Origin of the sequence: Lactobacillus sp. HMSC08B12 (assembly GCF_001808415.1) — a bacterium.
GTDB lineage: Bacteria > Bacillota > Bacilli > Lactobacillales > Lactobacillaceae > Lactobacillus > Lactobacillus delbrueckii.
Genome location: NZ_KV793093.1, coordinates 2249 through 13728 on the forward strand (window position 1 = coordinate 2249; position 11480 = coordinate 13728).

An 11480-nucleotide genomic window follows, 5' to 3' on the forward strand; every position below is an offset into this window, starting at 1 on the left:
AATGCTGATCCCGTTGTCTTCAAATTCCTGCACCAGCTGATCGACCGCCCGGCCTTCGATTTGGTAAGGCTTCAGCAAGCGGTCGGTAAATTCCTTTTCAGAAATTTGCTTGCTCTTCTTGACATCCTTAACAACTAACTTAACGGCTTTAGCCAGGGATACCTGGTCTGCCTTTCCTGTCTGCTTAGCTTTGTCTGTCATTTGATTGCCTTCACTCTATCACAGCAGCATCACGCTACACATTAATCTAAGAAATCCCGCAACTGGCTGCTCCGGCTCGGGTGGCGGAGCTTTCTGAGGGCCTTGGCCTCAATTTGCCGGATCCGTTCCCGGGTCACTTCAAAATGCTGGCCGACTTCTTCCAAAGTCCTGGCCTTGCCATCATCTAAGCCAAAACGCAAACGGAGGACTTCTTCTTCCCGGTCACTCAAGGTATCCAAAACCTCGGCCAGCTGCTCTTTCAGCATCTCATTGGCCGCGTGCTGTTCGGGACTCATCGCGTCCTTGTCTTCGATGAAGTCGCCCAAATTGGAGTCGTCTTCTTCCCCAATTGGGGTCTCCAAAGAAACCGGCTCTTGGCAAATCTTCAAGATCTCCCTAACCTTCTTGACCGGCAAGTCCATTTCCGCCCCGATTTCTTCCGGTTCCGGGTCTCTGCCTAAATCCTGGAGGAGCTGGCGCTGGATCCGGATCAGCTTGTTAATGGTTTCCACCATGTGAACCGGGATTCTGATCGTCCGGGCCTGGTCGGCAATTGCCCGGGTGATGGCCTGCCGGATCCACCAGGTCGCGTAAGTGGAGAACTTGTAGCCCAGCCGGTAGTCAAACTTGTCGACCGCCTTCATGAGGCCCATGTTCCCTTCCTGGATCAAGTCCAGGAAGTTCATCCCCCGGCCGACATAGCGCTTGGCAATCGAGACAACCAAACGCAGGTTGGCTTCAGCCAGTTCCTGCTTGGCCTCTTCATCGCCGGCCTCAATCCGCTTGGCCAGGGCGACTTCTTCCTCACTGGTCAAAAGGTTGACACGGCCGATTTCCTTTAAGTACATTCTGACCGGGTCGTTCATCTTCATCCCGGTCGGGGCGTCCATATTGTTCAGTTCCGCCTTTTCAACATTTTTCTGCTTGGTCAGAGCCAGCTTGGAAGGCTTGCCGTCCTCATCAACAATGCTGATCCCGTTGTCTTCAAATTCCTGAACCAGCTGGTCGACGGCCTTGCCCTCTAATTTGTAGGGCTTGATCAAGCGGTCTTCGAAAGCAGCTTCAGTGATTTGGTGGCTGGCCTTTACTCCTTCAACAACCAGCTTCACCGCCTTTTCCAGGGACATCTCATTAGCCTTGGTTTGCTTTTCTTCTGTCACTAACTGCCTCCTCTTCCTGCAGCTTCAGTTGCCTTAGCTGCAAAATTGCCTGTGTTTCCAGCAAAATTGCCGTTTGGTCGTTTCGCCGACGCGCGTCTGCAATCGCCTGCATGTGGCGGTCGATCTCATCATCTATCTTGCACAGGTTGAGTACCCGAACCTGCGCCTCGAGCTCTTCCAAGGTGATTTCCCCTGGCAACCCAGTCATATCAGTACTAACAATTATACTCTGAAGTTCTTCAGGAATAAAATCCAAAAAGCCGCTCAATGAAACATTTTCATGAGTTTCAATGTAATTGAGCCAAAGTTTGGCCAGGCGCTCGTATTCCGGGTTTGGAAAAACAAAACCGTTGACGGTCAAGTAGTCCCGGGCCTCATCAGAATAGATGTAGGCATAAAGCAGGCGCTGCTGGGCCTTTAGAGCCCTGGTGACCGGCTGCGGATCCGCGGCTGGAGCCAAGGGAGCCAGCTCGGGCAGGACTTCGCTGCTGGTATGCTGGTCCACCCGGCGCTGCTTGCGGCGGGCCCTGGACAAGTTGACCTTTAAAGCGTCGAGGGAGACTCCGGTTTCCTTGGCCAGGCGGCCTACATAAAGGTCTTGTTCAACCGGGTTGGGCAAGGCGGCGATTTCCGCTACTGCCTCGCTTAAATAGGCCACCTGCTCGCGCTCATTGTTTAAGTTGTACTTCTTCTTCAAGCGCTGCAGGAAAAAGTCAGTGGTCGAAATAGCCCCTCTAATCGCGGCCTGGTAGCTGTCCGGTCCGTACTGCTTGACATATTCGTCCGGGTCGAGCTTGTCAGGCAGGATCACGATGCCCAGGTCAAAGTTGCCGGCCTGCTTGAAGAGGCCCACCGCCCGTTCAGTTGCGTGCTGGCCTGGATCGTCGCCGTCATAGTTGATGACGACTTGCTTGGTGATCCGGCGGATCATATAGACCTGCTGCTGGGTCAAACTGGTCCCCATGGAGGCAATCCCGGTCTTGACCCCGGACTTATAGGCCGAAATCACGTCCATATGTCCTTCAAACAAGACCAGGTGTCCCTCTTTTCTGGCATGTTTCTTGGCTTCTGAAAAGTGGAAGAGCAGGTCGGACTTGTTGAAGATGCTGGTTTCCGGACTGTTCAAGTACTTGGGTTCTTCCGGGTCATCGCTGATTCTCCGGCCGGAAAAGGCTACCGGGTGGCCGCTTTCATCACTCATCGGGAACATCAAGCGGTCTCTGAAGCGGTCAAAGAGGCGGCCGTCCTGGCTCTTGACAAACAAGCCGCTTTCCGCCAGCTGGTCATCCGTATAGCCTTCGCCTCGCAAATAGGTCAAGAGCAGGTCGGACTTGCCTGGGGCATAGCCGATCTTAAAGTGCCTGAGCAGGTCATCGTCCAGACCTCTTTTTCTTGCATATTCCAGGCCCCTTTCCCCGATCTTGGTAGTCATGAGAACCTGCTGGTAAAAGTCCGCCGCTTCCTTGTGCATCTGCATCAAAGGATTCAGCTTGACCGGCTGCTCCTGGTATTCCTGGGGCATGGGGATATTGGCGAATTCCGCTACTCTTTCAACGCTTTCTGGAAAAGTAACTTCTTCCTTTTCCATGATGAACTTGTAGACATTGCCGCCTTTATGGCAGCCAAAGCAGTAGAAGAACTGCTTGTCCGGGTTGACGCTGAAAGAGGGGGTCTTTTCTTGATGAAAAGGGCAAAGACCAACATAGTCTTTGCCTCTCTTCTCTAGTGATACATACTGGCTGATCACGTCAACGATATTTACGCTGCCCCGAACTTCATTGATAAAATCTTCCGAAATTCTTCCAGCCAATTTGCCTCATCCTTTATTAAAAATTTGCTTCTTACTTGATAACCAACTTGCTCAAGTCGCCCAAGCGCTTGGCCAGGTCATTGACAGCTGCCAGCTGGCTCAAGCGGTTGTTCTTGACTGCTTCGTCCTTGGCCATGATCATGTTGACGTCGAAGTAGCGGTCGATTACCCCTTGCAAAGCAACGAAGGCTTCGTAAAGTTCAGCATGGTCCTTGACATTTGCCAAAGCTTCAACTCCATTATAAAGGTCTTGTTCGCTTCTGTCTTCAAATAAGCTTGGGTCAACCGGACTAGCCTGGCTGAACTTAGCCTTCTTCAAGATGTTGGCGATTCTAGTCAGACTTTCAACGACTGGCTTGAAGGCCTCGTCGTCATGGTGCTGCTGCAGAACCTTGGCAGCGGCCAGGATCTGGCTTGGGTCTTGTTCGCTTGAAGCCAGAACGGCGTCGATAACGTCGTATTGGTAGTTGTTCTTTTGCAAGAACTGCTTGATCCGGTCACGGATGAAGTCAGCAAGTTGCTTGTCTTCTTCCGCCCCTTGCGGCAGCTTGGCCGGAGTCTTGCCAGACAAAAGTTCCACGATTTCCGGAACAACCTGGTCAAATGGAAGGGACCAGTCTTCATTCAAAAGGATCCGGACAATCCCGTAAGCGTAACGGCGCAAAGCGTATGGGTCGTTTGATGATGAAGGAATCATCCCGGCACCAAAGAAGGCGATAATGGTGTCCAGCTTGTCAGCAACTGACAAGAGGGCGCCGACCTTGGTCTTCGGCAAGTCGCCTTCAGCCGTGGTTGGCATGTAGTGTTCCTTGATGGCGACAGAAACGTTTTCGTTTTCGCCAGCCAGGCGGGCATAGTGCATCCCCATAACCCCTTGCAGTTCAGCGAATTCGCCGACCATTTGGGTTACCAGGTCGAACTTGTACAGGCCGCTTACCCGGTCAAAGTCAGCCACTTCTTCAGCTGACAGGCCGAATCTCTTGGCCAGGTAGTCGCCGATGATCCGGACCCGGGTCATCTTTTCTGCCATAGAACCGATCTTGTCGTGGAAGGAAACGCTGTCCATCCGGTCAACAAAGTGGCTGAGCGGGTACTTGCGGTCTTCGTCGTAGAAGAATACCGCGTCATCTAGGCGGGCAACCAGGACCTTTTCATTACCGGAAATCACGTTTTCCAAGTGGTCCTTGTTCCCGTTTCTCACGGAGATGAAGTAGTTGATTAGCTTGCCTTCCTGGTCGTAGACTTCAAAATAGCGCTGGTTGTCCTTCATGGAAGTGATCAGGACTTCGTCCGGGATTTCCAGGTACTTTTGGTCAAATGAGCCGGCAAAAACAGTCGGGTATTCAACCAGGTTGTTGACTTCTTCCAAGAGGCTGGCATCCAGCTTGATTTGCCAGTTGTGGCTGTTTACCAGGTCGTTGATCTGGGAAACGATCATGGCCTTGCGTTCGTCAGCATCAACGATGACGTATTGGTCCCGCAGAGCTTCCACGTAGTCGTCAGCGTTGGCCAAAACCACGCTGTCGCCCAGGAAGCGGTGACCGGCAGTCTTGCGGCCGGCAGTGATGTCCAGGAACTCAACTGGGACGACTTCGCTGCCGTAAAGGGCAACGAGCCAGTGGATCGGGCGGACAAATTCAAAGTCTTGGGAGTCCCAGCGCATCTTGGTCGGGAAGGTCATGGACTTGATTACTTCATCCAGGCCCAAGAGGATTTCCTTAGCTTCCTTGCCGGCCTTTTGCACGTGCACGTAGGCATATTCCACGCCCTTGAGTTCTTCAAAGTAGATGTCGTCGGCGCTCATCCCCTGGCCGCGGGCAAAACCGACAGCGGCCTTGGTCCAGTTGCCGTCAGCGTCCTGGGCGATCTTCTTGGCTGGCCCCTTCTTGACTTCGTCCACGTCAGCCTGCTTTTCATCCAGTTCCTTGACCAGGACAGTCAGGCGGCGGGGAGTTGAGTAGGTCTTGATTTCCTTAAAGCCCAGGCCATTTTCCTTCAAGAACTTGCCAGTTCTGTCAGCCAGCTGCTTGACTGATTTGCTGACCACGTGGGCTGGCATTTCTTCAACGCCGATTTCAAATAAAAAGTCTTTAGTCATTGCTTGCCTCCGCCTTTGCTTGTGCGCTCTTCAACAATGGGAAGCCGCGCTTTTCACGTTCTTCCACAAACTTAACCGCTACTTCGTGAGCCATGTTGCGGATTCGGTGCAGGTAGCCGGCCCGTTCAGTTACTGAGACTGCCCCCCGGGCGTCCAGCAGGTTGAAGGTGTGGGAACACTTCAAGATGTAGTCGTAAGCCGGGTGAACCAGGTTCTGGCCCAAAAGGCGCTTGGAAATTCTTTCGTAAGTGTCAAAGAATTCCAGCAATTGCTTCTGGTCACTTTCTTCAAAGGCGTACTTGGAGTGTTCGTATTCAGGTTCCTTGAAAATGTCCCGGTAAAGGACGCCGTCGCCCCATTCCAGGTCAAAGACTGAGTTAACGTCCTGGATGTAGGAAGCCAGCCGTTCAACCCCGTAAGTGATTTCGCCCATGGTTGGCTTGACGTCCAGTTCGCCGACAGTTTGGAAGTAGGTAAATTGGGAAACTTCCATCCCGTCCAGCCAGACTTCCCAGCCAACACCGGCACAGCCCATGGATGGGTTTTCCCAGTTGTCTTCAACGAAGCGGATGTCGTGTTCCAAAGGTTCAATGCCAAGAACCTTCAAGGAGTCCAGGTAGTATTGCTGGATTTCCAGCGGAGCCGGCTTTAAAACGACTTGGAACTGGTGGTGCTGGAAGAGCCGGTTCGGGTTGTCCCCGTAGCGCCCGTCAGCTGGCCGGCGGGAAGGCTCAACGTAGCAGGCCTTCCAAGGTTCAGGCCCGACTGCCCGCAAGAAGGTGTATGGGCTCATCGTCCCCGCACCCTTGTTTTCATCATATGACGGCATGATCATGCAGCCTTTTGAAGCCCAGAACTGTTCAAGCTTGAAGATCATGGTCTGAATATCTAATTTTTGTGTCATAGTTACCTCCTATGCAAGGCCATAGAAAAAGCCTATGCAATTTTACTTTTGCATAGGGACGAAAAAGTATTCGCGGTTCCACCCTAATTCAGGAAGCCTATTTGCTTCCTGCTCTTAATTAGCTTGGCTAGAGGGGCCTTTTCCCGCTGTATCCTTCCACCAACCGATACTCGCTGCCGCGGTACTTTTTTATTTCCTCATCATTACCAATATACAGGCTAATTTTACCACAAATCCCTTTTCTTTTCATGTTTTTTTAGGAAAATCAGCTGCCCCGGACCTCATTTAAAAAGCGGAGGCTGGGCAGGTGCAAATCCACTGTTGCCTGGTAGATCTGGGCGATGGCCCGCCGGCTTTCCTTTTTCAAATCTTCGCCGATCTGGATCTCTCCTAAACGGCTGATTGGTAAAAGGGCCAGGGTTCTGATTAAGGCAGTAGCCTTTGGCGACAGGTGCAGGCGGCTGACAGAGCGGAAATGGTCGCTGCAGACCACCCCGCCGGCGGCGATTGAATAGTCAAAAATTCCTTTTTCCTTGCCGCAGATCACGCAGGCCCCCAGCTGAGGAGCTACCCCGAAGGCATCCAGGAGCTGCAGCTGGACAATTTGGGCAATAATTTCCGGGTCCTGGCCAGCCACGATCCGGTTAAAGGCCACTAGCAAAAGGTCATAGTAGCCCCCCAGTTTCTGGTACTCGCTGAAGGCATGGTCAGCTAGGTCAAAAAGATAAGAAAGATAGGCATTTTTGTCCAGGTCGGTAAAAAGCTCATCGTGCTGGCTGAGCTTCTTATAGGTCCGCAGCTGGCTGATCCCCTTGTAGCGGGTCAAGATGCCAAAAGTCCCTTCCGTAAAGGGCAAAACCGCGGCGGCCAGCTGGGACTTGGGCCGCATCCCACCTTTGGCAATTACGGTGACGATTCCCAGTTCCTTGGTCCAGAGCTTGGCCAAGAGGTCAGCCTCTTTATACTGCTGCCTTTTAAAAAGCAGGCCGTGGACATCGAGCAGGTCAGCGGCCATTAAAGTTCCTTCTTGTCATAGCCGATGGACTTGAGGAAGGCCGGGTCCTGCCGCCAGTCGCGCCGTACCTTGACCCAGAGCTTCAAGTTAACCTTCTCGCCCAGAAGATTTTCGATTTCTTTTCTGGACCGCATCCCGATCTGCTTAATCATGGACCCTCTTTGCCCGATAATGATCCGCTTTTGCCCGTCTTTTTCCACAAAAATCGTGGCATCAATCTGCAATTTGCCATTGATCCGCTGGTTCATCTGGTCAACCCAGACAGCAGTTGAGTGGGGAACTTCCTGGTCGGTCAAGCGAAGGATCTGTTCTCTGATCATCTCAGCCACCACGAAGTATTCCGGCCGGTCGGTTACTTCATCTGAAGCGTAGTATTGCGGTCCTTCTGGCAGGTAGTCCTTCAAGGTCTTGAGCAAGTCGTCGACCCCGTTGCCCTGCCGGGCGGAAATTGGCAAAAATTCCGCGAACTTGCCGACGGCCTGGTAGGAGTCGATGATTGGCAAAAGATCATTTGGGTGAACCTGGTCGATCTTGTTGATAACCAAAAATACCGGAATATCCAAATCCTTCAAAAGACCGGCCACGTATTCCTCGCCCTTGCCGGCTTCTTTAGCGTCAACCATGAACATGACTAAGTCAACGTCCTTTAAAGAAGACAGGCTGGCCTTGTCCATGTATTCGTCCAGGTCGGAATGGCTCTTGAAAATCCCCGGCGTGTCGACAAAGACAACTTGCATGTCATCTTCAGTGTAGATGCCGGAAATCTTGTTTCTGGTAGTTTGCGGCTTGGCGGAGGTGATCGCCACCTTCTGCCCGATTAAACGGTTCATCAAGGTTGACTTGCCGACATTTGGCCGGCCAACCAATGCTACGAAACCTGACTTGTGTTTACTTATTTGCCCCATCTTGAATGTCCTTTTCTGTGAAATGGTATGGTATCAATTGCTCAACTGTAAAGCGCTCATAGTCCCCCTGGCTGTCGGTCAGAATTACTTCCGTTTCCGGAGCCATAAATTCGCTCATTACCTGCCGGCAGGCCCCGCAAGGGGAGATTGGCCGGTCAGTGTTGCCGATGATCAAAAGGCACTTGATCTTGCCCTGCCGGCCAGCGTTCACCCAGGAGAAGATCGCCGTCCGTTCGGCGCAGTTGGTCAAGCCAAAAGAAGAGTTTTCAATATTGACCCCGGTAAAAATTTCTCCCGCGTCCGTCACTAAAGCGCTGGCCACGTGAAAGTGGGAATAAGGGCTATAGGCATCCGCCAAATGGTCCTTGGCCAGCAAAAAGAGTTTTTCTTCCAACTCGTTCATGCTATTTTCCTCTTCCTTCGTCTAATTGGTCCGGATAAAGGGGCAGGCCATATTCTTCCAAAATCTTGCCCTGGATGCCAAACATTTCCTTGGCTTCGTCTGGCTCGATGTGGTCATAGCCATTTAAGTGCAAATAGCCGTGCACGATCGTGTAGCCAAATTCCCGGTCAAAGCCGGTGCCATATTCCTTGCTGTGGCGCTCGATAACACTTGGGCACATGAACAAGTCGCCAATGTCTTCGATAAAGTCCGGGTCCTGGGTGAACATAGCCAGGTCCAGGCCGTCGTCGCCGTCTTCAATGGCGAAAGAAATCACATCGGTTGGCCGGTCTTTATCCCGGTAGTCCCGGTTGATAGCCTGCGACCGGTCTTCGTCAACGAAATTGATGCTCATTTCCTGGGCATTGTCCTTGCCGATTTCCTTTTTCGCCATGAGGAGCAGCTGCATGATCCAGTCTTCCCAGTCCCGGTCTCCCTTAGTCAAAAAGCCGACTTCATCGCTGTAGCTTACGTCAATTCCCTGCATTATTTTCCTTCCTCTTCATATGCCTTGATAATCTTTGCTACGACTGGGTGCCGGACAACGTCAGCCGCACTGAATTCCACGAACTCGATCTGGTCGATCCCCTGCAGGATATTGCGGGCCGTGATCAAACCGCTGTGGGCCTTGCCAGGCAGGTCGATCTGGGTCATGTCCCCGTTGACCACCATCTTGGAGTTAAAGCCCAGCCGGGTTAAAAACATCTTCATTTGGGCGTCAGTCGTGTTCTGCGCTTCGTCTAAAATGACGAAAGCTTCTTCCAAGGTCCGCCCTCTCATGTAAGCAAGAGGAGCGATTTCGATAACGCCCCGCTCCATCAAACGGTCAGTTGGTCCCTGCCCTAAGATGGCATAAAGGGAGTCATAGATTGGCCGCAGGTAAGGGTCAACCTTTTCCTTAAGGTCCCCTGGCAAAAAGCCCAGGGATTCCCCGGCTTCAACTGCCGGCCGGGTCAAGATGATCTTGGAGACCTCTCCCCGCTTAAAGGCAGCAACCGCGCAGACGACAGCCAAGAAGGTCTTCCCTGTCCCGGCGGGTCCGATCCCAAAGACCACGTCGCTCTTGTTGATGGCTTCAACATAGCTCTTCTGGGTCATATTCTTGACCCGGACTGGCCGGCCCTTAGCATCTCTGATCAAGATCTGCTTATAGAGGTCGCCAAAGTATTCAGTTGTCCCCCGGTCAGCCATTTTCATGGCGCTGACCACATCGGCCGGAGTTAAATTGATCCCGTTGCTGGCTACCCCGTCTAAGGCCTTTAAAACCCGCAAGACGGTCTCCACCTGCTCTTCAGGTCCAGCAACCTTGATCTGACCACCCAGGTCAGTAACGATAACCTCATAGCCTTCTTCGATCAGCTTCAAATTGCTGTCATTTACGCCCACCAGCTTCTGGACATTTTCGCTGCTGTGGGGCAAAAACTTCTTTTCCAATAAAAGAACTCCTTCATTTTCAAACCAGCGGGCAAGCACATCTCTGTCCGCCAGACTATACTCTTCTAAACCAATGATACACGATTTAGGCCAAAAGAGAACACGGAAAATAAGCAAGAAAAAAGCTCCCGTTTTCACGAGAGCTTCAGTCGATTAATAATGTCTACGCTTGCGAGCGGCCTCAGATTTTAACTTTCTGCGAACGCTTGGCTTTTCGTAGAATTCACGCTTGCGGTATTCTTGCAAAGTACCACTTCTAGAAACGGAACGCTTGAAACGACGAAGAGCATCATCAATAGACTCGTTTTCGTGAACGATAGTCTTAGCCATGTGTGATCCCTCCTTCCATTTCTTGGCATTGCTGCCATAAGCATTTATCTAAATTATAGCAAAAATCGACTAATCGTCAATAGACTGGACAGATTTTTTGAAAAGTTTTTTGGGCTAAGATCCAGAAAGCGCATTATCCGGTATAATAGAGTTGATGAGGTGATCTATATGACTGAAAATAAAGCAGAAAACAAGCAAACAGAAAAAACTGAAAAGATGGAAGTCAACATTATTATTATTTCCGACTCAGCTGGGGAAACGGCCTTTAACAACGCCCAGGCGGCTGCCGTCCAGTTCCCTGACGCCGAAGTCAACTACCGCCGCTATCCTTTCATGGTTAACGAAAAGAAGCTGGCCGCTACCCTGGAAGAAATCGAGCAGTACCCTAACCTGGTCATCGTCTACAGCATGCTGGATGAGAAGCTGCAATTGCCGATCATCAAGTTTGCACGGGAACACAAGGCTAGGTACATCGACATTTTGTCTCCGATCATTGAGGCTATCGGCCAGACGACCCATATGAAGCCGACCGGCCTGGTTGGGGCTAACCACCAATTGACCAACAAGTACTTCAACCGGATTTCCGCCATGGAATTCGCGGTTATGTACGACGACGGCAAGGATCCGCGGGGCTTTTTGGAAGCAGACGTTGTCTTGTTAGGTGTCTCCCGGACTTCCAAGACTCCCCTTTCCTTGCTTTTGGCTAACAAGGGGCTTAAGGTGGCCAACTTGCCGCTAGTACCGCAGACCCACATACCAAAGGAAATCTACCAAATTGACCCGAAGAAGATCATTGGTTTGACCACCGATCCGCAAGTGCTCAACCGCATCCGCCGGCAAAGAATGATCAGCTACGGGATGGACCCCGACACTGCCTACTCCAACATGGACTCCATCAATGCCGAACTGGACAGTGCCATGGCCTTATACAAGAAGCTGGGCTGCTTCGTGATCAACGTGGCTGAACGGTCAATCGAAGAAACCGCGGCTTTGATTATAAACCACCTGGGTTACGAAGAAGATTAATCAAATAATTGCGTAAAAAAACGCGCTGCTTACAACAAACGTAAGCGCGCGTTTTTCTTTTACTTCAGCGGACTTTCATCCACTCTGAAGACTTCTCCAGAAACTGGATCAACTAAAATGAAATATTCCGAATCATAAAACTTACTAAATCTTGA

Annotated in this window: 11 protein-coding genes and 1 pseudogene; 1 reads left to right on the plus strand and 11 read right to left on the minus strand. The window is 51.5% G+C overall.

Annotation, left to right across the window (positions count from 1 at the left end):
- The 11 genes and pseudogenes from HMPREF3168_RS10550 to rpsU all read right to left on the minus strand — a co-directional run.
- Positions 1 to 201, minus strand: a pseudogene (locus HMPREF3168_RS10550) (RNA polymerase sigma factor RpoD); the annotation flags it as partial.
- Positions 202 to 242: 41 nt separating this feature from the next.
- Positions 243 to 1361, minus strand: a complete 1119-nt coding sequence (rpoD, locus tag HMPREF3168_RS00460; RefSeq protein ID WP_050952523.1) for an RNA polymerase sigma factor RpoD — start codon at positions 1359 to 1361, stop codon at positions 243 to 245.
- Positions 1333 to 3171, minus strand: coding sequence for a DNA primase (gene dnaG, locus HMPREF3168_RS00465; RefSeq protein WP_070487939.1), 1839 nt, complete (start codon positions 3169 to 3171; stop codon positions 1333 to 1335). The genes rpoD and dnaG overlap by 29 nt, the downstream gene beginning before the upstream one ends.
- Before the next feature lie 31 nt (positions 3172 to 3202).
- On the minus strand, positions 3203 to 5269 hold the full coding sequence (gene glyS / locus HMPREF3168_RS00470) for a glycine--tRNA ligase subunit beta (protein WP_070487941.1): 2067 nt from the start codon (positions 5267 to 5269) through the stop codon (positions 3203 to 3205).
- Positions 5262 to 6173: a glycine--tRNA ligase subunit alpha gene (glyQ, locus tag HMPREF3168_RS00475; protein ID WP_070487943.1), complete on the minus strand. Its 912-nt coding sequence runs from the start codon at positions 6171 to 6173 to the stop codon at positions 5262 to 5264. Before glyQ ends, glyS begins: the two co-directional genes overlap by 8 nt.
- Before the next feature lie 265 nt (positions 6174 to 6438).
- A complete protein-coding gene (gene recO, locus HMPREF3168_RS00480; RefSeq protein WP_003613030.1) occupies positions 6439 to 7188 on the minus strand; it encodes a DNA repair protein RecO in 750 nt (249 codons plus the stop codon).
- Entirely contained in the window at positions 7188 to 8093 is a 906-nt protein-coding gene (gene era, locus HMPREF3168_RS00485) for a GTPase Era (RefSeq protein ID WP_070487945.1), read from the minus strand. The genes recO and era overlap by 1 nt, the downstream gene beginning before the upstream one ends.
- Entirely contained in the window at positions 8077 to 8496 is a 420-nt protein-coding gene (gene cdd / locus HMPREF3168_RS00490; protein WP_070487947.1) for a cytidine deaminase, read from the minus strand. Before cdd ends, era begins: the two co-directional genes overlap by 17 nt.
- Position 8497: 1 nt before the next feature.
- Entirely contained in the window at positions 8498 to 9022 is a 525-nt protein-coding gene (gene ybeY, locus HMPREF3168_RS00495) for an rRNA maturation RNase YbeY (RefSeq protein WP_070487949.1), read from the minus strand.
- Positions 9022 to 9969: a PhoH family protein gene (locus tag HMPREF3168_RS00500; RefSeq protein ID WP_035161276.1), complete on the minus strand. Its 948-nt coding sequence runs from the start codon at positions 9967 to 9969 to the stop codon at positions 9022 to 9024. The genes ybeY and HMPREF3168_RS00500 overlap by 1 nt, the downstream gene beginning before the upstream one ends.
- Positions 9970 to 10122: 153 nt before the next feature.
- On the minus strand, positions 10123 to 10299 hold the full coding sequence (gene rpsU / locus HMPREF3168_RS00505) for a 30S ribosomal protein S21 (protein ID WP_002880182.1): 177 nt from the start codon (positions 10297 to 10299) through the stop codon (positions 10123 to 10125).
- Positions 10300 to 10467: 168 nt separating this feature from the next.
- Here rpsU and HMPREF3168_RS00510 point away from each other — a divergent pair, with 168 nt between their 5' ends.
- Positions 10468 to 11325: a pyruvate, water dikinase regulatory protein gene (locus tag HMPREF3168_RS00510; protein ID WP_070487952.1), complete on the plus strand. Its 858-nt coding sequence runs from the start codon at positions 10468 to 10470 to the stop codon at positions 11323 to 11325.
- Positions 11326 to 11480: the final 155 nt, after the last annotated feature.